This is a genomic window from Terrabacter sp. NPDC000476, from assembly GCF_040300125.1.
In the GTDB taxonomy this organism is placed as follows: Bacteria; Actinomycetota; Actinomycetes; order Actinomycetales; family Dermatophilaceae; genus Terrabacter.
Genome location: NZ_JBEPDF010000001.1, coordinates 1 through 20,174, shown reverse-complemented (window position 1 = coordinate 20,174; position 20,174 = coordinate 1). Strand labels below are relative to the sequence as shown.

At 73.3% G+C, this 20,174-nt stretch carries 16 protein-coding genes and 1 pseudogene; 5 read left to right on the top strand and 12 right to left on the bottom strand.

The features are described from left to right. Positions 1–57: 57 nt before the first annotated feature. The 3 genes from ABT295_RS00085 to ABT295_RS00075 all read right to left on the bottom strand — a co-directional run bounded on the left by ABT295_RS00085 (position 58) and on the right by ABT295_RS00075 (position 4,609). Positions 58–1,812, bottom strand: coding sequence for an ABC transporter substrate-binding protein (locus tag ABT295_RS00085; RefSeq protein ID WP_352392400.1), 1,755 nt, complete (start codon positions 1,810–1,812; stop codon positions 58–60). Positions 1,813–1,906: 94 nt separating this feature from the next. After that, complete coding sequence (locus tag ABT295_RS00080; protein WP_352394656.1) at positions 1,907–2,938, bottom strand: ABC transporter permease; 1,032 nt, start codon at positions 2,936–2,938, stop codon at positions 1,907–1,909. Positions 2,939–3,205: 267 nt separating this feature from the next. Then, a complete protein-coding gene (locus ABT295_RS00075) occupies positions 3,206–4,609 on the bottom strand; it encodes a replication-associated recombination protein A (protein ID WP_352392399.1) in 1,404 nt (467 codons plus the stop codon). A gap of 17 nt (positions 4,610–4,626) precedes the next feature. On the opposite strand from ABT295_RS00075, the gene ABT295_RS00070 reads away from it, so the two are divergent. Together ABT295_RS00070 and ABT295_RS00065 are read left to right on the top strand one after the other, a co-directional pair. Next, complete coding sequence (locus ABT295_RS00070) at positions 4,627–6,822, top strand: MMPL family transporter (RefSeq protein ID WP_352392398.1); 2,196 nt, start codon at positions 4,627–4,629, stop codon at positions 6,820–6,822. Next, complete coding sequence (locus ABT295_RS00065) at positions 6,819–7,595, top strand: GNAT family N-acetyltransferase (protein WP_352392397.1); 777 nt, start codon at positions 6,819–6,821, stop codon at positions 7,593–7,595. The genes ABT295_RS00070 and ABT295_RS00065 overlap by 4 nt, the downstream gene beginning before the upstream one ends. Positions 7,596–7,631: 36 nt before the next feature. Here the strand turns inward: ABT295_RS00065 and ABT295_RS00060 are convergent, their stop codons facing one another. The 3 genes from ABT295_RS00060 to aspS all read right to left on the bottom strand — a co-directional run bounded on the left by ABT295_RS00060 (position 7,632) and on the right by aspS (position 10,459). Further along, positions 7,632–8,066 carry a VOC family protein gene (locus tag ABT295_RS00060; RefSeq protein WP_352392396.1) on the bottom strand — a complete coding sequence of 145 codons (435 nt, stop codon included), beginning with the start codon at positions 8,064–8,066 and terminating at the stop codon, positions 7,632–7,634. 9 nt (positions 8,067–8,075) lie between these two features. Continuing rightward, complete coding sequence (locus ABT295_RS00055) at positions 8,076–8,528, bottom strand: helix-turn-helix transcriptional regulator (protein ID WP_352392395.1); 453 nt, start codon at positions 8,526–8,528, stop codon at positions 8,076–8,078. A gap of 101 nt (positions 8,529–8,629) precedes the next feature. Further along, a complete protein-coding gene (gene aspS / locus ABT295_RS00050) occupies positions 8,630–10,459 on the bottom strand; it encodes an aspartate--tRNA ligase (protein ID WP_352392394.1) in 1,830 nt (609 codons plus the stop codon). A gap of 127 nt (positions 10,460–10,586) precedes the next feature. Between aspS and ABT295_RS00045 the strand changes: the two genes are divergently transcribed. After that, the gene (locus ABT295_RS00045; RefSeq protein WP_352392393.1) at positions 10,587–11,681 is read left to right on the top strand and encodes an acyltransferase family protein; all 1,095 of its coding nucleotides are present in this window, start codon (positions 10,587–10,589) and stop codon (positions 11,679–11,681) included. Between the two features lie 94 nt (positions 11,682–11,775). Beyond that, on the top strand, positions 11,776–14,010 hold the full coding sequence (gene helR / locus ABT295_RS00040) for an RNA polymerase recycling motor ATPase HelR (RefSeq protein ID WP_352392392.1): 2,235 nt from the start codon (positions 11,776–11,778) through the stop codon (positions 14,008–14,010). Here helR and ABT295_RS00035 read toward each other — a convergent pair. Next, positions 14,007–14,921 (bottom strand): LysR family transcriptional regulator, encoded by a 915-nt coding sequence (locus ABT295_RS00035; protein ID WP_352392391.1) that lies wholly within the window; start codon positions 14,919–14,921, stop codon positions 14,007–14,009. The genes helR and ABT295_RS00035 overlap by 4 nt on opposite strands. A 73-nt stretch (positions 14,922–14,994) precedes the next feature. Here ABT295_RS00035 and ABT295_RS00030 point away from each other — a divergent pair, with 73 nt between their 5' ends. Next, positions 14,995–16,002 (top strand): EamA family transporter, encoded by a 1,008-nt coding sequence (locus ABT295_RS00030; RefSeq protein WP_352392390.1) that lies wholly within the window; start codon positions 14,995–14,997, stop codon positions 16,000–16,002. Here ABT295_RS00030 and ABT295_RS00025 read toward each other — a convergent pair. The 5 genes and pseudogenes from ABT295_RS00025 to ABT295_RS00005 form a co-directional block, all read right to left on the bottom strand. Further along, positions 15,904–16,335: a YchJ family protein gene (locus ABT295_RS00025; protein WP_352392389.1), complete on the bottom strand. Its 432-nt coding sequence runs from the start codon at positions 16,333–16,335 to the stop codon at positions 15,904–15,906. The two genes, ABT295_RS00030 and ABT295_RS00025, sit on opposite strands and share 99 nt — an antisense overlap. After that, the gene (locus tag ABT295_RS00020) at positions 16,332–17,009 is read right to left on the bottom strand and encodes an NUDIX domain-containing protein (protein ID WP_352392388.1); all 678 of its coding nucleotides are present in this window, start codon (positions 17,007–17,009) and stop codon (positions 16,332–16,334) included. Before ABT295_RS00020 ends, ABT295_RS00025 begins: the two co-directional genes overlap by 4 nt. Positions 17,010–17,016: 7 nt before the next feature. Continuing rightward, entirely contained in the window at positions 17,017–18,774 is a 1,758-nt protein-coding gene (gene pyrG, locus ABT295_RS00015) for a CTP synthase (protein WP_352392387.1), read from the bottom strand. A gap of 16 nt (positions 18,775–18,790) precedes the next feature. Further along, entirely contained in the window at positions 18,791–19,942 is a 1,152-nt protein-coding gene (locus tag ABT295_RS00010; RefSeq protein WP_352392386.1) for a glycosyltransferase family 4 protein, read from the bottom strand. Next, a pseudogene (locus ABT295_RS00005) lies at positions 19,939–20,174 on the bottom strand (hypothetical protein); the annotation flags it as partial. The pseudogene ABT295_RS00005 and the gene ABT295_RS00010, both read right to left, overlap by 4 nt.

Below are 20,174 nucleotides of genomic sequence, written 5' to 3'. Positions count from 1 at the left end.
CCACCACGGCTATCAAGTCAGATCCTGCTCCCCCGAGGGGGTGCTGTCACTGATGACTTACTGGTCGAGCCACACGTCGTTGAGGTCCGGCATGCCCTTGTTCGGGTTGTTGACGACGTTCTTGACCTTCGTGCCGAAGACCGAGTTGCCCTTGTCGTTGTTGTCCGGGATGGCGAGCAGGTACGTCTCCGTCAGCCACTTGTCCATCTTGCCCCACTCCGGGCCCTGCTCCGTGATCGAGAGCTGCTGGATGCGCTTGATCTCGGCGTCGATCTTGGCGTCGGAGAAGTTGCCGAACGTCGTGCCACCCTGCGAGAGGGCGATCGTGCCGAAGGTGGGCGGGATGATCGAGTCGGCGGACGGCCAGTCGAAGCACCAGCCGCGCGGCGACTGGAGCATGTTGTACTTGCCCTTCGGGTCGCCGACGAGCTTGCGACGCTCGGCGTTCGGCACGCCGATGTCGGTGACCTTGAAGCCGGCCTTCTGCAGCGCCTGCTTGCGGACCTGGTTCACCTTCTGGGCGGTGTCGTCGTCGTTCGTGTAGTAGTAGATGAGCTCGAAGGGCTTGTCGGCGCCGTAACCGGCGGCGGCGAGCATCTTCTTGGCCTCGTCGGCGTTGCCGTCGCCCTGGCCGTTCATCTTGAAGCCCGGGGCGGCCTCGGCCGTGTAGTCGAGGTGGCCCGGGATCTGCGGCGGGATGATCGTGCTGGCGGGCGAGAACGAGTGCGTCGTCTCACCGCCGGCCTTGTGGATCGAGTCGAAGGGCCACGCCACGGCGATCGCCTTGCGGATCGGCAGCGGGATCTTGCGGGCGTCGAGGTTGACCATGAGCACGCACGAGGACGGGCCCTCGGCGAACTGCGCCTTCTTGTCGCCCTCGATCTGCGGGATGAGCGAGGAGTCGATCGGGTCCCAGTTGAGGCTCGTCGCGTCGTCGCCGTTGGAGGCGAGGATGGCGGTCTGCGTCTTGATGGTGTCGACGCCCCACTTGAAGTGGAAGCCGTCCGGGTAGTCGTGACGCGCCGGGTCGGTGTTCTTGTCCCAGTTGGGGTTGCGCTTGAGGATGAGCTCGGTGCCGGGCGTGTACTTGTCGAACATGTACGGGCCGGTGGCGAGCGGGTGCAGCTGGTAGTCGGCCTTCTTGTCCTTCGCCTCGGGGATCGGCGTGAACTGGTTGAAGGAGACGAAGTAGGGCAGCGTCTCGAAGCGCTTCTCGAGGTGGAAGACGATCGTCTTGTCGTCGGTGGCCTCGACGCCCTTCCAGTTCTTGTCACCCTTGTAGGGGCCCTGGTAGTCCGCGCCGCCCTTGAAGAACTCGCGCTGGTACGTGGGGCCGTTCGCCGCGAGGTCGGGGTCGAACGAGCGCTTGGCCGCGAAGACGATGTCCTGGGCCTTGACGGGGCTGCCGTCCTCGTACTTGATGCCGTCCTTGAGCGTGAAGGTCCACGTCAGGCCGTCCTCGGACTGCTTGCCGAGGTCGGTGGCGAGGTCCGGAACGAGCACCTGCTTGCCCTCGCGGCTGACGTAGGTCGTCAGGGCGCGGTGGGTGAGCGAGAAGATGACGGCCGTGTCCTGGTAGAACTGGTCGCTCGGGTCGAAGTTGGCCGGGACCGAGGCGTAGGGCACCGTGAGGATGCCGCCGCGCTTGGCGCCCTGGATCTCCGGGGCGGGGCCCTTGGCGTTCGGGTCGAGGGCGGCGCCGGCCTGGTCGACAGGCGCGTTGCCACCGTTGGTGCCGTTGCCGGCCCCACCGTTGTTGGCGGACGGGGCGCCGCAGGCCGCGACGAAGCCGAGGGAAGCCGCGGCTCCCACGGTCAGGACTTTGGTCCAGCGCATTGTTGTTTGCTCCCTTGTGCTTGTCCCGGCTCTTTGCCGGGAACATCGGTGTGCCGAAGCCGGGGTGGGGCTAGCGGCGGCTGGTGGGGTCGAAGGCGTCGCGGATCGAGTCGCCGAGCAGGCTCAGGGCGAGGACGAGGAGCGACAGGCCGATGACCGAGGGCCAGAGCCACAGCGGATACGTGGCGAAGAGGTTCTGCGCGTCGGCGATGGTGCGGCCCCACGACGCGGTCGGCTCGACGAGACCGGCGCCGAGGTAGCTCAGCGTCGCCTCGTACGTGATGTAGGCGGGCACGGCGATCGACGCCGAGACGATGATCGGGCCGACGAGGTTCGGCAGGATCTCGCGGAAGAGGATCTGGCGGGTCGGGACGCCGATGGCGCGCGCGGCCTGGACGAACTCGCGCTCGCGCAGGCTCTTGACCTCTCCTCGGACGAGGCGGGCCAGGCCCATCCAGCCGAAGACGAAGAGGATGACGATGAGCACGACGAAGCGGATCTGCGAGATCTCGTCGGCCGTGAGGTCTCCGTTGCCGGCGAGGCTCTTCTGCATGATCGGCACGATGGCGAGCACGAGGAGCAGGATCGGCAGCGAGAGGAAGAAGTCGATGACCCACGAGATGACCTTGTCGGCGACGCCGCCGAGGTAGCCGGCGATGAGGCCGAGCGTCACACCGATGATCGTCGAGGCCGCCGCGGCGACGAAGCCGATGATGAGCGACGGGCGCGCCCCGATCGCCCAGCGGGCGAAGAGGTCACGACCGAGGCGCGGCTCGACGCCGAGCCAGTGGGCCGAGCTCGCACCGACCTCGGGCAGGCCGTTGAAGTCGATGAGCTGCGTGTGCGTGGCGTACGGGTCCGCCTTCACCCCGGTCAGCGGGTCGACCGACTCGAGGGAGTAGAGCAGCGGCGCGAAGATCGCCACCACGATGAAGAAGAGCACGATGGCGAAGCAGACGATCGCCACCTTGTCCTTCTTGAGCCGGGACCAGGCCACCTGACCGGGAGAACGACCGGTGCGCTTCTCCTGGTGCTCGGGGGCCTTCGTCGAACCCTGCTCCTCGGATTCCTCGATCAGCGTTCCTGCTGAGGGCTCCGGCATTGCGTTCAACGCGTCGTCTCCATCCTGGGGGGGATCTCATCGGCCCGACGAGCTCTGGCGGGCCCCCGACGTCGTGGCCGCACAGATCGCGTGCCACCCCCGTCGGGACGTCGTCACACTGCCACACAGATTCGCGCTGTCCAAGCACCGAGACGCGCATGGATGACAAATCGTTACCGAGCCCCGGGGGCCCGCCGCACGATGTCCGCTCCAGCGTGACCGCCCCGAAACAATCCCCGAAACGGTCCCCGGCGCGCCGCCCTCGCGTCAGTCCCGACGCGTGCGTCCCAGACGTCCCGCGAGCCACTCCCAGCGCGTCCGGAGCCGCTCCTCGAAGCCCCGGTCGGTCGGTCGGTAGTAGCTGATCGCGTCGTGCAGGTCGTCGGGCAGGTACTGCTGCGCGGCCACGCCGTCCGGCTCGTCGTGGCTGTAGACGTAGCCCTTGCCGTGGCCGAGGCGCTCGGCTCCGGCGTAGCCGCTCCCGCGCAGGTGCGCCGGCACGACACCGCCGCGCCCGCCGCGCACGTCGGCGATCGCCTCGTTGATGCCGAGGTATGCCGCGTTCGACTTGGGTGCGAGCGCGTTGTGCACGACGGCCTGGGCGAGGATGATCCGCGCCTCGGGCATGCCGATCTGCGCGACGGCGTGCATCGCGGCCACCGCCGTCTGCAGCGCCGTCGGGTCGCCCATCCCGACGTCCTCGCTCGCCGAGATGACGATGCGCCGCGCGATGAACCGCGGGTCCTCCCCCGCCTCGAGCATCCGGGCGAGGTAGTGCAGGGCGGCGTCGACGTCGCTGCCGCGCATCGACTTGATGAGCGCGCTCGCGACGTCGTAGTGCTGGTCGCCGGCCCGGTCGTAGCGGACCGCGGCCTGGGCCACGGCCTGCTCGACGTGCGCGAGGGTGATCGCGACGGGGTCGTCCGAGGTGCGGCCGGCGGGCTCGGCGTCGAGGGCCACCCCGGCCGCGGCCTCGAGGGAGGTCAGGGCCCGGCGCGCGTCGCCCCCGGCGATCCGCACGAGGTGCTCGCTCGCGTCGTCGGCCAGGGTGTGGGCGCCGTCGAAGCCCCGTTCGTCGGTCAGCGCGGCTGCGAGCAGGTCGGCGACGTCGGCGTCGGAGAGCGACTCGAGGGTGACGAGCACCGACCGCGAGAGCAGCGGCGCGATGATGCTGAACGACGGGTTCTCCGTCGTGGCCGCGACGAGGATGACGGTCCGGTTCTCGACGCCGGGCAGCAGGGCGTCCTGCTGCGCCTTGGTGAAGCGGTGGATCTCGTCGAGGAAGAGCACGGTCTGGCGGCCGTAGAGGTCGCGGTCGCGCACGGCGACGTCCATCACCGAGCGGACGTCCTTGACGCCCGCGGTCACCGCGGACAGCTCGACGAAGCGCCGCTCGGCGGCCGTCGCCACGAGGTGGGCGAGCGTCGTCTTGCCGGTGCCCGGCGGGCCCCACAGGATCGCCGAGAGCGGCCCGGCCGCGCCACCGGAGCCCTCGATGAGCCGGCGCAGCGGGCTGCCGGGTCGCAGCACCTTGGCCTGCCCGCGCACCTCCTCGAGCGAGCGCGGGCGCATCCGCACGGCGAGCGGTGCGGCGCCGGCGGACGCCGGGGCCTCGCCCCGGTCGGCGGCCGCGGCCGCACCGAAGAGGTCCCCCGAGCTGTTCGTCGTCACTGTGGAAGGCTATCCGCGTGCAGCACCCCTCTCCTGCCGGCCCGGCGCCGCGCACCCGTCTCGCCCGCCTGGGCGGGCTCATCGCCCGGCACCCCCGCACGTGGGTCGCCGCGTGGGCGGTCGCCACGATCGCCTGCTTCGCCGTCGCCGTCGGCGGCGTCACCGGCGAGTCGCTCTTCGAGCGCCTCCACTCCGGGGCACCCACCGTCGAGTCCGAGTCGTCGCGGGCCCAGGACGTCATCGCGCAGAGCCAGCCGGCGCTCGAGACGCTCACCCTGCAGGTGACCGGCGCCGACCTCGGCGATGCCGCCACGGTCGCGGCCGGGCAGCGCGCCGCCCGCGCGGTGGCGGCGGTGCCGGGGGTGAACGAGGTGCGCTCGCCGCTCCTCGCACCGGGCGGACCCTCCGACCCGTCGGTGGCACCCCTCCTGCTCGGCGGCTCCCCCGCCCGCGGTGGTTTCGTCACCGTCGTCGACTTCGAGGCCGGGCTGTCGAAGCCGGACCAGGACCGCGCCGAGCAGGCGGTGGAGGCGGCGCTGCTCGAGGTGGCGTCGGCTGTCGACGGTCAGGGGTCGATCGGCAGCACGAGCAAGGTCATCACCGCGATCACGAGCACCGTCGAGCGGGACCTGCTCCGCGGCGAGGGCATCGCCCTGCCGCTGACCTTCCTCGTCATGGTGCTCGTCTTCGGCGGCTTCGTCGCCGCGGGTATGCCCGTCGTCGGTGCCGTCGTGGCCATCGGCGGCGCCCTGCTCTCGCTCTTCGGCTTCTCGCACGCGGTCGAGCTCGACGCGACCGTCGTCAACATCGTCACGCTGCTCGGTCTCGGGCTCTCCATCGACTACGGCCTGCTGACGGTGAGCCGGTTCCGCGAGGAGCTCGGCGAGCGGGCGCACCGCACGCCGACGCGGGAGGAGATCGCGCACGCCGCCGAGCGCACCGTCGCGACGGCCGGTCGCACCGTGCTCTTCTCCGGCCTGACGGTGGCCATCGCCCTCGCCGGCCTGCTCGTCTTCGAGGCCTCGATCATGCGCGCCATCGGGGTCGCCGGCGTCAGCGTCGTGCTCGTCGCCATGGTCGTGGCCATCACCCTCGTGCCGGCGCTCTGCGTCCTCGGCGGCCGCCGCCTCGCCCGGCGGGCCACGGTGGCGACGTCCGACGTCGGGGTCTTCTCCCGGCTCGCCGCCGGCGTGCAGCGCCGGCCCGTCGCCGTCATCGTCGGCGTCACCGTCGTCCTCGTGGCCCTCGCGCTGCCCACCCTGTCGATGCGACTGACGTCGTCGGGCACCGAGCTGCTCCCCAAGGACGCCCAGCAGCGTGTCTTCTTCGAGCAGCTGGCCCGCGACTACCCGGCGCTGTCGGCGCCCGAGGTCACCGTCGTCGCCGCGTCGTCCGACACCGCCGCGGTGCAGGACTGGGCCGCGCAGTTCGCGGCCGAGCCCGGCGTCGAGGGCGTCACCGTGAGCCCCCTCGGCGAGGACCACCAGCGCGTCGACCTGCGCGTCGCCGGGCGGCCGACCTCCGACGAGGCGCAGGAGCTCGTGGCGACGGTGCGTGCGGCGCGCGCGCCGTTCGAGACGCTGACGACGGGCCAGGCCGCCGGGCAGATCGACTTCCTCGACTCCATGTCGGCCCGCGCGCCGTATGCCGTCGGCCTCGTCGTCCTCGGCACGCTCGTGCTGCTCTTCCTCATGACCGGCTCGCTCGTCATCCCCCTCAAGGCCCTGCTGCTCAACGTCATCTCGCTCGGCGCGGCCCTCGGCGTCGTCGTGTGGATCTTCCAGGAGGGCCACCTCGAGGGGCTGCTCGGCTTCACGTCGGTCGGTGCGGTCGAGTCGCTGGTGCCGTTCCTCGTGCTCGCCTTCGGCTTCGGGCTCTCCATGGACTACGAGGTCTTCCTCCTCTCGCGCATCGTCGAGTTCCACCGCCACGGCGCGGAGAACGACCGCGCGGTCTCGTTGGGGCTGCAGCGGACCGGCCGCATCATCACGTCGGCCGCGCTGCTCATCGTCATCGTCTTCGCCGGGTTCGTCGCCGGTGACATCCTCATCATCAAGCAGATGGGCGTCGCCCTCGTCGCGGCCGTCGTCATCGACGCGACCCTCGTGCGGATGCTCCTCGTGCCGGCCACGATGACCCTCCTGGGGCGCTGGAACTGGTGGGCGCCCACGCCCCTGCGGCGCCTCCACGACCGCTTCGGGATCACCGAGTGACCGCGACGTCGCCCGAGGTCGTCACCGGCCACGGCCTCGAGGCGCTGCTCGAGGCCACCGGACGGCATCCGTTCGTGCGGTGGGAGGTGACCCCCGACCTCGCCGACACGTGGTGGGCGGCAGCCGGGGCCGTGGCCTTCCAGCGCACCCGCAAGCAGGTGCGCCGCACCGTCAGCGTGCTCGGCCCCGACCAGGGCGTGGCCGCCCTGCTCGACCACCTCCCCGCCATCGCGGCATCCGTCGCGCCGGAGCGGCGTGCACTCTCGGTCAGCGTGCCGCAACACCTCGAGGCGTGCCTGCGCGAGCGCTACCGCGTGCTCGAGGGCGGCGACTGGGAGTGGTTCCACACGACGACCGCGCCCGACGAGCTGCCCTCGTACGACAGGGTCGTCGCCCTCGACGACGTCGGGCGCGCCGACGAGGTCGTCGCCTTCCTCGCGGCGCACTCCCCCACGGCCGACACGGAGCCGGGCCGGGGCGAGCGCTGGTTCGCGGTCGAGCAGCCCGACGGCGCCCTCGCGGCGGTGGCCGCCTGGGGCACGACACGCGCCGGCGCCCCGCACCTCTCGTCGGTCGCCGTCGACACCCGACTGCGGGGGCAGGGGCTCGGGCGCACCATCGTCGGTGCGGTGACCCGCCGCGCGGTGCAGGAGGCCGGCGTGTGCACCCTCGGGATGTACTCGCACAACACGGTCGCCCGCGCGCTCTACCTCTCGCTCGGCTACGACCGCACGTGTGCCTGGTCGAGCCGCCCGGTCCTCGTCGACCCCTGACCGGCGGCGCGACCGGCGGCTGGACCCGACGGCACGTCAGGCGAAGTCGGCGGCGACGACCTTGCGATCGGCTTCCTGCACGAGGACGATCCAGTTGCCCGAGTTGTCGCGGCACACGGCCTCGGTGCCGTAGGGCCGCGCCGACGGGGGCTGGAGGAACTCGACCCCCTTGGCGCTCAGCTCGGCATACGTCTGCTCGCAGTCGTCGACGGAGAGGCCGAGGCCGTTGAGGCCGCCCGCGTCGAGCGCCCGCCTCATCGCCGTGACGAGGTCGTCCGGGAAGGGCGGGCCGGGGATCGCCAGGCTGACCTGCAGCTCCGGCTGGTTGGGGTGCGTGACGGTGCACCAGCGGTAGCCGCCGTCGAGGGTGATGTCGTCCTTCTCCTCGAACCCGAGGACGTCGACGTAGAAGCGCTTGCTCTCGTCGACGTCCTTCACGAAGACGCTGACGATGGAGATGTTGGTGATCATGCGGCCACGCTAGGACGGCGGCGGGCCGTCGTGCTTCTCCCGGGTTGCGGAGCTCTCGGCCAGACCCCACATGAACATGACGCAGCCCGGGATGCGCGGCGCTCCGGTGGCGGCGTACCGCGCCTGGAAGTCGCTCGGGCTCTCGCCCACGACGGCGCGGAACCGGCTGCTGAAGGAGCCGAGGCTCGAGAAGCCGACCGCGTGGCACACCTCGGTCACGGTGAGGTTCGTGGCCCGCAGCAGGTCCTGGGCCCGCTCGATCCGGCGTCTCGAGACGTACTCGGCCGGCGTGGTGCCGTAGGTGGTGCGGAAGAGCCGCAGGAAGTGGAACTTCGACAGGCCCGCCGCCGCGGCCAGCCGGGCGAGGTCGAGGGGCGCGGCGTACTCGCGGTCGGCGAGGTCGCGGGCACGCCGGAGGTGGACGAGCACGTCGTCCGGCGCTGGTCGTCCCACCGAGGTCACCGGGACAGTGTGCCCCGGCGGCGGGCGACGGGCGTGCCGACCACGGGATCGGTGGAGCCCTGCCGGCACCGGGTGCCGGCAGGGCTCCACCGTCGCCGGGCTCAGCCCTGCTTCGGGTTCACCTCGGGGGCGCCCTGGGCGGCCGGCGCGGAGTCGGCCGGCTTGGCGTCGACGCCGGCCTCCTTGCGCTGCGCGGGCGTGATGGGCGCGGGAGCGGCGGTCAGCGGGTCGTAGCCACCGCCCGACTTCGGGAAGGCGATGACGTCGCGGATCGAGTCGGTGCGCGCGAGGAGCGAGACGATGCGGTCCCAGCCGAAGGCGATGCCGCCGTGCGGCGGGGCGCCGAAGGCGAAGGCGTCGAGCAGGAAGCCGAACTTCTCCTGCGCGTCCTCCTCCGACAGGCCCATGACGGTGAAGACGCGCTCCTGCACGTCACGCTGGTGGATACGGATCGAGCCGCCACCGATCTCGTTGCCGTTGCAGACGATGTCGTAGGCGTAGGCGAGCGCCGGCCCGGGGTCGGTGTCGAAGGTGTCGAGGAACTCGGGCTTGGGCGAGGTGAAGGCGTGGTGCACCGCGGTCCACGCACCCGCGCCGACGGCGACGTCGCCCGAGGCGACCGCGTCGGCGGCCGGCTCGAAGAGCGGGGCGTCGACGACCCAGAGGAAGCTCCACGCGTCCTCGTCGATGAGCTCGCAGCGACGGCCGATCTCGAGGCGGGCGGCGCCGAGGAGGGCGCGCGAGGGCTTGGCCGCGCCGGCCGCGAAGAAGATGCAGTCGCCGGGCCGGGCGCCGACGTGGGCCGCGAGGCCCGCGCGCTCGGCGTCCGTGAGGTTCTTGGCGACGGGGCCGCCCAGCTCGCCGTCCTCCTGGACGAGGACGTAGGCGAGGCCGCGCGCACCGCGCTGCTTGGCCCACTCCTGCCACGCGTCGAGCTGCTTGCGCGGCTGGCTCGCGCCGCCGGGCATGACGACGGCGCCGACGTAGTCGGACTGGAAGACGCGGAAGGTCGTGTCGGCGAAGTACTCCGTGCACTCGACGAGCTCGTTGCCGAAGCGCAGGTCGGGCTTGTCGGAGCCGAAGCGCGCCATGGCGTCGTGGTAGGTCATCCGCTGGAACGGCGCGTCGAGCTCGACGCCGATGAGGCGCCACAGCGCCGAGACGATCGACTCACCGAGCTCGATGACGTCGTCCTGGTCGACGAAGCTCATCTCGATGTCGAGCTGGGTGAACTCCGGCTGGCGGTCGGCGCGGAAGTCCTCGTCGCGGTAGCAGCGGGCGATCTGGTAGTAGCGCTCCATGCCGGCGACCATGAGGAGCTGCTTGAACAGCTGCGGGCTCTGCGGCAGGGCGTACCACGAGCCGGGCGCGAGACGGGCCGGCACGAGGAAGTCGCGGGCGCCCTCGGGCGTCGAGCGGGTCAGCGTCGGGGTCTCGATCTCGACGAAGTCGCGCTCCCCGAGCACCGCACGCGCGGCGGCGTTGACCTTGGAGCGCAGGCGGATCGCGGCACCGGCCGAGCTCGCACCGGGGCGGCGCAGGTCGAGGTAGCGGTGCTTGAGGCGGGCCTCCTCGCCGACCGTGACGCGCTCGTCGATCTGGAAGGGCAGCGGGGCGGCCGGGTTGAGCACCTCGAGCTCGCTGACGATGACCTCGATCTCGCCGGTCGGCAGATCGGGGTTGGCGTTGCCCTCGGGGCGCGTGCGCACCTCGCCGGTGACGCGGACGCAGTACTCGTTGCGCACGTCGTGGGCCCCACCCTCGGCGAGCACCTCGTCGCGGGCGACGACCTGGGCCACGCCCGAGGCGTCGCGCAGGTCGAGGAAGGCGACGCCGCCGTGGTCTCGACGCCGCGCCACCCAACCGGTGAGGGTGACGGTCTGGCCTGCGTGGTCGGCACGGAGAGTGCCGGCCTCGTGAGTGCGGAGCACGGAGGGTCCTTCCAGGGACGGGGGCGGGCGACGACGGGGCCGCCAGGGCAGAGCGGGCGCCCGCTCGGCCTTGTGGCCGCGGGCACCGGGGACCAATCCTAGACCGCCTGCGCCTAGGCTCTTCGCCGTGCAGCACTCCCGCAACCGCGACCTCGACGGCGTCCGAGGTCTCGCGATCCTCCTCGTCGTCGCTGCGCACGTCGGCCTCCCGGTGCGGTGGGGCGGGCTCTCGGGCGTGACGCTCTTCTTCGTCCTCTCCGGCTACCTCATCACGAGCCTGCTCCTGCGCGAGTGGGACACGTGGGGCGCGCTCAGCCTGTGGCGCTTCTGGGGCCGGCGCGCCCTGCGGCTGCTGCCCGCCCTCGTGCTCCTGCTGGCCCTGACGCCCGTGCTCCTCGCGGCCACGAACGACGAGCGCCTGTCGACGTATGCCGTCGGCGCGCTCGCGTCGCTGCTCTACGTCGGCAACTGGGTGCGGATCGCCGGCACCGACCTCGGGGTGCTCAACCACCTGTGGTCGCTCAGCGTCGAGGAGCAGTTCTACGTCGTGTGGCCCGCGGTCTTCCTCACCCTCATGACGTGGCTGCGGCGGCGGGCGCTCGCGGTCGTGCTCGCCCTCGCGGGGCTCGCCACGTTCTACTCGGTGTGGACCCGGGGCAGCGCCCTGCGCCTCGACATCTCGACCGAGACGAACGCGTTCGCCCTCCTGCTCGGCGTGGCCCTCGCCTTCGCGCTCGCCGGCGTGCGGGCGCAGGGCTGGCAGCTGCCGGCGACGAGCCCGCTCGTCCCCTTCGTCGTGCTGGTGGCCGTGTCGGCCTTCCCGAGCCACTCCCCCGACGTCGACCACGCACTCTTCCGACCTCTCGGTGCGGTCTTCGCGCTGCTCGGCGTGTGGCTCGTGTATGCCGCCGTCTCGGGACACTCACGCGTCGTGGGCTCCCGCGTCATGGTCTTCTTCGGCACCATCAGCTACGCCCTCTACCTGTGGCACCAGACGCTCATCAACAGCCGACTGCTCGGCGAGCACACCACGGCGCGCAACCTCGCGCTCGTCGCCGTGGCGATCGTCGTGTCGTGGCTCTCGTGGGTGCTCGTGGAGCGTCCGGTCGGCCGGCTGCGGGGGCGCCTTCGCCTCGACCAGCCCTCACGTCGGCAGCAGGAGCGCCGCGCGGCGCGGGCACAGCAGGAGGAGGGGCGCCGCCCCTCCCTTCCCAAGGTATAGCGCAGCAGGGGGCTTGCGGCAAGACCCCCGTCGGGGCGCAGAATCCACGCCCGTGGCCGTCCACCGGCGGCCCGCGCACCGACGGAGCGGACGAGTGAGACCACTGACCACGCAGGCCTTCGACCTTCCCGACCACCTCGCCCACAAGCGCTCCCCGGCGCTCGTCGACGCCGACGCCCGGCACTTCGCCGCCGTCGCCGCGGCGCTGGCGCACACCGTCGACGAGCTGACGGAACGCCTCGACGCCGTGCGGCGCTCGCCGGCCGGCCACGGACAGTCCGCGCTGGAGCGCGACCAGCAGGTGCACCGGCTGAGCGCGCGCCTGCGGGCCCTGCAGCGCTTCGGCCTCGACCTCACCCTCGGCCGGATGGTCGGGACCGCCGACCCCGAGCCGGTCTACGTCGGCCGGTTCGGCCTGACCGACGCGGACGGCCGGCGCCTCCTCGTCGACTGGCGCTCCCCCGCGGCCGCTCCGTTCTTCGGGGCGACCCTCGCCGACCCGATGGGCCTGCTCAGCCGGCGCCGCTACCGCTGGTCGGGCGGGCGGGTGCGCGACTACTGGGACGAGGTCTTCACCGCCGACGGGCGCACCGCCCCGGGCACGGCCGCCGCGCTCGACGACGAGTCCGCGTTCATCGCGAGCCTCGGCGCCGACCGGTCCGACCGCATGCGCGACGTGCTCGGCACCATCGCGGCCGACCAGGACGCCGTCATCCGCGCCGGCTCGCGCGGGGCGCTCGTCGTCGACGGCGGACCCGGAACCGGCAAGACGGTCGTCGCGCTCCACCGGACGGCCTACCTGCTCCACGCCGACCCACGCCTCGGGCACCGCCGCGGCGGCGTGCTCGTCGTCGGGCCGCACGAGCCCTACCTCGCCTACGTCTCCGACGTGCTGCCCAGCCTCGGCGAGGAGGGCGCGGCCACCTGCACGCTGCGCGACCTCGTGCCCGAGGGCGCCCACGCGGCGCCGGAGGCCGACCCGGAGGTGGCCCGGCTCAAGGCCTCGCTCGCGCTCGTGCGGGCCGTGGACCCTGCCGTCGCGCTCTACGAGGAGCCGCCGACGACGGGCCAGGCGGTGACGACCCCGTGGGCCGAGCTGTGGGTCGGCCCCGACGACTGGGCCACGGCGTTCGAGGCCCCCGCGCCCGGTACCCCGCACAACGAGGCCCGCGAGGCCGTGTGGGACGAGCTGCTGACGATCCTCGTCGAGCGGCACGGCCCGGTCGGTGGCGACGGTGACGAGGTCGACGCCGAGGCCGACGCCGAGGTGGACGCCGAGGTCGACGCCGACCAGGTGCGGCGCGTGCTCGAGCGGGACGCCGACCTGCGCCGCACGCTCCACCGCGCGTGGCCGATGCTCGAGGCCACCGACGTCGTCGGCGACCTCTGGACCGTGCCGGCCTACCTCAGGCGGTGCGCCCCCGAGCTCTCCGTCGAGCAGGTGCGGGCGCTGCAGCGGGAGGACCCCTCGGCGTGGACGGTCTCGGACCTGCCCCTGCTCGACGCCGCCCGGCACCGGCTCGGCGACCCCGACGCGGCCGGGCGCCGTCGGCGGCAGGCGAGCGCCGTGGCCGCCGAGCGCGCGGCGCGCGCCGCCGTCGCCGAGCACCTCGTCGCCGCCGACGACTCCGAGATGCACCTCATGTCGATGCTGCGCGGCACCGACCTGCAGTCGGCCCTCGACGACGTGCCGCCCGACATCGGCGAGCCTCACGGCAGGACGGGCGAGCGTGCACGACTGGACGGTCCCTACGCCCACGTCGTCGTCGACGAGGCGCAGGAGCTGACCGACGCCGAGTGGCAGATGGTCCTGGCCCGGTGCCCGTCGCGCAGCCTGACGGTCGTCGGCGACCGGGCCCAGGCCCGGCGCGGCTTCACCGAGTCGTGGGAGGAGCGGCTCGCGCGGGTGGGCCTCGGCCGGGTCGAGGTCGCGACGCTGACCGTCAACTACCGCACACCCGAGGAGGTCATGGTCGAGGCCGAGCCGGTGATCCGCGCCGCGCTCCCCGACGCGAACGTGCCCACCTCGATCCGCGCGGGCGGGCACCCCGTCGTCCACGGCGACGCGGACGACCTGCACTCCGTCGTCGAGCGATGGGTCGCCTCGCACCCCGAGGGGGTGGCGTGCGTCGTGGGGGCGCCGGCGTTCGCCACGACCGACCGGGTGCGCTCGCTGCCGCCGGAGCTGACGAAGGGCCTCGAGTTCGACCTCGTCGTGCTCGTCGACCCCGGGTCGTTCGGCTCCGGGGTCGTGGGCGCCGTCGACCGCTACGTCGCGATGACGCGCGCCACGCAGCAGCTTGTCGTCCTGACGAGCCGCGCCTGCTAGACCGTCACCAGCTCGCGGGAGCCCTCTGCCGCAAGGGCTTCCACTGACGCCGCGAGCGCCGGGCTCTCCGTCATCGTCCGTCGCCAGACGAGGCTGACGGTTCGCTCCGAGACGGGATCGACGATGGGGACGGCGACGACGCGCCCGGGCAGGGGCCCACGACCGAGCCTGGGCACGAGTGCGATCGCCTCGCCGCGGTCGACGAGCGCCACGTGGGTGGCGAACTCGAGCGCGAGGTGACCGATCCGGGGCGCGCGGCCGACGTCGGCATACATCTTCAGGAGCCACTGGTGGCAGATCGAGCCCGGGGCGACGCTGGCCCAGGACTCGTCGAGCACGTCGTGCACGCCGATGCTCGTGCGGCCGGCGAGCCGGTGGCCGGCGTGCACGAGCACGTCGGCACGGTCGCGCCCGAGGTGACGCACCTCGAGGTGGTCGGGGATCGCGAGCGGCAGCGGCTCCCAGTTGTGCACGAGCGCGAGGTCGTGGGACCCCGAGGCCACGGCGTCGACGGCGTCCCACGGGTCGATCTCGTCAGGGCGCAGCGTGACTTCCGGCGCCGCCGTCCGAAGCCGGCCGAGGGCGCCGACGACGATGCCGCGGTAGGCGGTGGCAAAGGTCGCGAGGCGCACCGTGCCGACCGCCGCGCCGCTCGCGTCGTGCAGCCGGGACTCGAGGCGTTCGAGGTGCGCGAGCAGGTCGCGGGCCGAGTCGGTGAGGGTGCGGCCGGCCTCGGTGAGCAGCACCCCGCGCCCGTGGCGCTCGAGCAGCTGGACCCCGGTCTGGGACTCGAGCCGCTTGATCTGCTGCGACACGGCGCTCGGCGTGTAGTCGAGGGCCGCGGCGGCCGCCCCCACCGAGCCGTGCGCCTCGACCGCGACGAGCGAGCGGAGCGCCACGGGATCGATCATGCAGCGATGCTACACAGTCGAGGGTGCGAATGTTTGATGGGCGTGAACGGTGGGCGACGCCCACCATGGCGTCATGCGCCGTCGTGACATCGCCCTCGCCGTCCTCATCGCCGTCGTGTGGGGCACCAACTTCGTGGCCATCCGCACCGGCCTCGACACCGTGCCGCCCCTGCTGTTCCTCGCCGTGCGATTCGTCGTCGTCTGCGTGCCGGCCGTCCTCCTCGTCCGGCGCCCCGCCCTGCCGTGGCGCGACCTCGCCCTCATCGGCCTGTTCACGAGCCTCGGCCAGTTCGCCCTGCTCTACCTCGCGCTGCACCTCGGCATGCCCCCGGGCCTGTCGTCCCTCGTCCTGCAGGCCCAGGTGCTGCTCACCGTCGTCATCGCCGCCGGGTGGCTGCGTGAGCGGCCGACGCCGGCGCAGCGCGTCGGCGTCGCGCTCGGCGGCGCGGGCCTCGTCACCATCGCGGCCGGCCGCGGGATGTCCGCTCCCCTGCTGCCGCTCGTGGTCCTCGTGCTGGCCGCGGTCTCGTGGGCCGTCGGCAACGTGCTCACCCGACGCGCCGGTGCGCTGACGGGCCCGGGGGCGGGTCTCGGCGTGACCGTGTGGTCGGGACTCGTCGTGCCCCTCCCGGCCCTCGCCCTCTCGTTCCTCGTCGAGGGACCGGCCGCCGTCGCGGCGGCCCTCGCCCACGTGCAGTGGTCGGCGGTGCTGTCCACGGCCTACACCGCCTACCTCTCCTCGCTCGTCGGCTACGGCATCTGGAACACCCTGCTCAGCCGCCACCCGGTCGCCGCGGTCACGCCCTTCGCCATGCTCGTGCCGGTGTTCGGCATGGCCTCGGCGGCCGTGGCCTTCGGGGAGCGTCCGAACCTGCTCGAGCTCGTCGGCGGCGTCCTGCTGCTCGCGGGTGTCGCGGTGGCCGTGCTGCGCCGGCCAGGCCGAGCGCGCGGGGCTCTGGGTCCACGTCGACGGCCGCCACGGTCAGGCCTGGTCGCCGTCGACGTAGACCCAGCGCCCCGCCCGCCGCGTGAACCGGCTCACCTCGCGCAGCTCGCCCGTCCGGACGGCTCCCCGCGCTGACGGTTCGCGCCAGCGCGCGACGAACTCGACGACACCGTCGGTGTCCTGCGGCCCGCCCCGCTCCGTGCGCAGCACGGTGAGCCCGGTCCACCGCGTCGACGGGTCGAGCTCGAGGTCGTCCGGTCGCGTGCGCGGGTGCCACGTGCGCACGAGGTGCCCGACGTCGCCACGGGCGAAGGCCGTGTAGCGCGAGCGCATGAGCTCCTCGGCCGTGACCGCCTGACGATCGGCCGCGAGCAGCGGGCCGCAGCACCCGGCATACGGGCGCTGCGAACCGCAGGGGCACGACCCACCGGAGAGGGCGGAGCCGGCGCCGAACGCCGAGCCGCTCACGACCGCTGGGCGCGCTGCGCGTCGCGGGCCGGCCACGCGGCGTCGCGCGGACGCAGCGACGACCAGCCACGCGCTCGTGCGAGGCCGGCGGAGAGCAGTCCCACGAGGGTGGCCGAGTTGCTGATGCGCCCGGCGAGCGCCGCGTCCACCGCGTCGTCGAGGGGCACCCACAGCGGGCGCAGGGTCAGCTCCTCGGCGGTGCGTTCGTGCGCGTCCTCGGGCGGCACGTCACGCAGCTGCCGCGCGAGGAAGATGCGCACCGTCTCGGGGAAGGCCCCCGGCGACGTGACGTCGTCGGCGAGCACGTGCCACTCGCCCGCGAGCAGGTCGACCTCCTCGGCGAGCTCGCGGGCAGCGGCCTCCCACGGTGGCTCGCCGTCGACGTCGAGCAGCCCCGCGGGCAGCTCCCACACGTGGCCGGCGCTCGCGTGGCGGTACTGCCGGATCATCAGCACGTGCGGGACGCCGTCGACCTCGCGCAGGGCGAGGACGGCGACGGCACCGGGGTGCGTCACGAAGTCACGGGTGACGACACCGCCCGCGCCGAGGTCGACCCGGTCACGGCGCACGTCGAAGATGAGCCCCCGGAACGGGGTCTGGACGTCGAGGACGGGCTCGCTCACCCACTCCTCGACGAGGTCGGCGCCGGTGCCGAGCGGCGAGCGGAGTCCCACCCCGCCCTCAGCCGGCGTCCGACGCGGTGGCGTAGGCCTCGGCGTCCTCGTCCACGCGCTCCGCGCCGCGCGCCTCGGCCCCGGCGTCGACGGCGGCCCGGTGCCGCTCGACCTCGACGAGCCGCTCGCTGCGCTGGCGCTCGAGGGCGGCGCCCACGAGTCCGGCGAAGAGCGGGTGCGCGCGGTTCGGCCGCGACAGGAACTCCGGGTGCGCCTGCGTCGAGACGTAGTAGGGGTGCACCTCGCGCGGCAGCTCGACGAACTCGACGAGGGTGCCGTCGGGCGAGGTGCCGGAGAAGACGAGGCCGGCCTGCTCGAGGTCGTCGCGGTAGGAGTTGTTGACCTCGTAGCGGTGGCGGTGGCGCTCCTGCACGAGCGCCTCGTCGTAGGCGGCGCGCACGACGCTGCCCTCCCGGAGCGCGGCGGGGTAGGCGCCGAGGCGCATGGTGCCGCCGAGGTCGCCGGCGCCCTCGACGAAGGCCTTCTGCTCCTCCATCGTGGCGATGACGGGGTGCTCGGTGTCCGCGTCGAACTCCGTCGAGCTCGCGTCGGCGACGCCGAGCACCGAGCGGGCGTACTCGATGACCATGCACTGCAGGCCGAGGCAGATGCCCAGCGTCGGCACCTGCTTCTCGCGGGCCCACGTCAGCGCGCCGAGCTTGCCCTCGATGCCGCGCACGCCGAAGCCGCCGGGCACGAGCACGGCGTCGACGCCACCGAGGGCGCGCGAGGCGCCGGCCGGGGTCTGGCACTCGTCGCTCGCCACCCAGCGGATGCGCACGCGGGCGTCGTGGTGGAAGCCGCCGGCGCGCAGCGCCTCGGTCACCGACAGGTAGGCGTCGGGCAGGTCGATGTACTTGCCGACGAGGGCGATCTCGACCTCGTGCTCGGGGTCGTGCACGCGCTGGAGCAGCTCGTCCCACTCCGTCCAGTCGACGTCGCGGAAGTTGAGGCCGAGCCGGCGGATGACGTAGGCGTCGAGGCGCTCGCGGTGCAGCACCTTGGGGATGTCGTAGATGCTCGGGGCGTCGACGCACGCGGCGACCGCGTCGACCTCGACGTCGCACATGAGCGAGATCTTGCGCTTGATCGGCTCGGGGATCTCACGGTCGGCCCGCAGCACGAGGCCGTCGGGCTGGATGCCGACCTGGCGCAGCGCCGCGACGGAGTGCTGCGTGGGCTTCGTCTTGAGCTCACCGCTCGGCGCGAGGTACGGCACGAGCGAGACGTGGAGGAAGAAGCTGTTGTCGCGGCCGATGAGGTGGCGCACCTGGCGGGCGGCCTCGAGGAAGGGCAGCGACTCGATGTCGCCGACGGTGCCGCCGATCTCGGTGATGATGACGTCGGGGGCGTCCGGGCCGTCGGTCGCGAGCGCCCGCATGCGCGAGACGATCTCGTTGGTGATGTGCGGGATGACCTGGACGGTGTCGCCGAGGTACTCCCCGCGCCGCTCCCGGGCGATGACGTTGTTGTAGACCTGACCGGTCGTCACGTTCGCGCTGCCGACGAGGTTGACGTCGAGGAAGCGCTCGTAGTGGCCGATGTCGAGGTCGGTCTCCGCGCCGTCGTCGGTCACGAAGACCTCGCCGTGCTGGAACGGGTTCATCGTCCCCGGGTCGACGTTGATGTAGGGGTCGAGCTTCTGCATCGTGACCCGCAGGCCGCGCGATCGCAGAAGTCGTCCGAGGCTCGAGGCCGTGAGCCCCTTGCCGAGCGAGGAGGCAACGCCCCCGGTCACAAAGATGTGCTTCGTCGTTTCCACCACGGGCTTTAACTCTACGTCATCCCGGGAGGGTGTCGAGATAGCGTCCGACCCACCGGCGCGCCTCGTCGTCCGGGCCGGCCCACGACGCGGCCGCGGCGCGGGCCGCGGCGCCGAGCCGGGCCCGCTCGTCGTCGTCCGCGAGCAGGCTGTCGACCTCCTCGGCGACGGCGTCCGGGTCGCCCACCGCGACAAGGCGACCCGCGTCACCGACGAGGCCCGGCAGGCCTCCGGTCCGCGTCACGACCACCGGCAGGCCGGCCGCCATCGCCTCCTGCACGACGAGCGCCCGCGCCTCCCACCGGCTCGTGACGACGAACACGTCGGCAGCCCGGAGCCACGCGGCCACGTCGTCCCGGGCGCCGACGAGGCGCACGTCGGCGCCCCGTCGCTCCCCGGTCCGAGGCCGGATGCCGTCCGCCTCCTCGACGAGGGCCGCGCGCAGCCGCTCGTCGCCGTCGCCGACGACGACCCAGACGGCCGCCGTGCGTGACCGTTCGGCGGCCGCGACGAGCGTAGGGAGGTCCTTCTGCGGCGCGATCCTCGAGACGGTGAGCACGACGGGCTGCTCGGCGAGCCCCGCCGGCAGGCCTGCGGAGGCGAGCAGCTCACGGCGCCCTCCGGTCGAGAGGGGCGCGGCGCGCAGCAGCTCTCCGACCCGGGGGGCGGGCACCGCCGCGAGCTCGGCCTTCCGGGCCCCGAGCCGCTCGGCGAGGCGCACCAGGTCGTCGCTCGCCCCGGTGACGAGCGCGGCCCGGCGCAGCGACCACCGGAGCAGCCGGCCGAAGAGGTCCGTGGCGACGCGGCGGGCCCGCGACCCCCCGGCCGGCGCGAGGTCGTTGTGCAGCGAGACGACGAGGCGGGGTCGCGGTCGGGCCCGCGCCACCGCCACCGCGGCCACGACGGCCGCCTGGTGGCCGTGGGCGTGCACGACGTCGACGGTGCCGGCGAGGCGCATGACGCGGTGCCAGTCGAGGGGGCCGCGCACGGCGGCCGCGCCCCGGTGGAGCGGCCAGAGACGCTGCGCCTCGAGCGCGCGGAAGGCGTCGGCGGTCTCGGCGGCGGTGACGACGTCGACGTCGTGCCCGAGCAGCCGCAACCGGCTCGTCAGGTCGTCGACGTGCGCGCCGACCCCTCCGGCGGCGCGCCCCAGCACCATGAGCACCCTCACCGTCCGCCCACCGTGCCCTCCTCCGCGGACTCCGGCACCGCGAGACCGGTGCCCGGACGCCGCAGTCGGGCCACGACCGAACGGTCGACGAGCAGGGTCACCGCGGCGAGCACGAGCACGGCCCCCAGCGCGACGGCGGCGCACTGCACCGCCGCGGCCGCGAGCCCCTCGACGTGCCAGGCGCCGCCGAGCCACCACCCGGCCGCGGCCGCGGCGGCGACGACGGCCGCGC

Coding starts and splice junctions, on each gene's coding strand:
- ABT295_RS00080 (WP_352394656.1), bottom strand. CDS start 2,938: ATGCCGGAGCCCTCAGCAGGAACGCTGATCGAGGAATCCGAGGAGCAG.
- ABT295_RS00060 (WP_352392396.1), bottom strand. CDS start 8,066: ATGATCACCAACATCTCCATCGTCAGCGTCTTCGTGAAGGACGTCGAC.
- ABT295_RS00035 (WP_352392391.1), bottom strand. CDS start 14,921: ATGATCGATCCCGTGGCGCTCCGCTCGCTCGTCGCGGTCGAGGCGCAC.
- ABT295_RS00030 (WP_352392390.1), top strand. CDS start 14,995: ATGCGCCGTCGTGACATCGCCCTCGCCGTCCTCATCGCCGTCGTGTGG.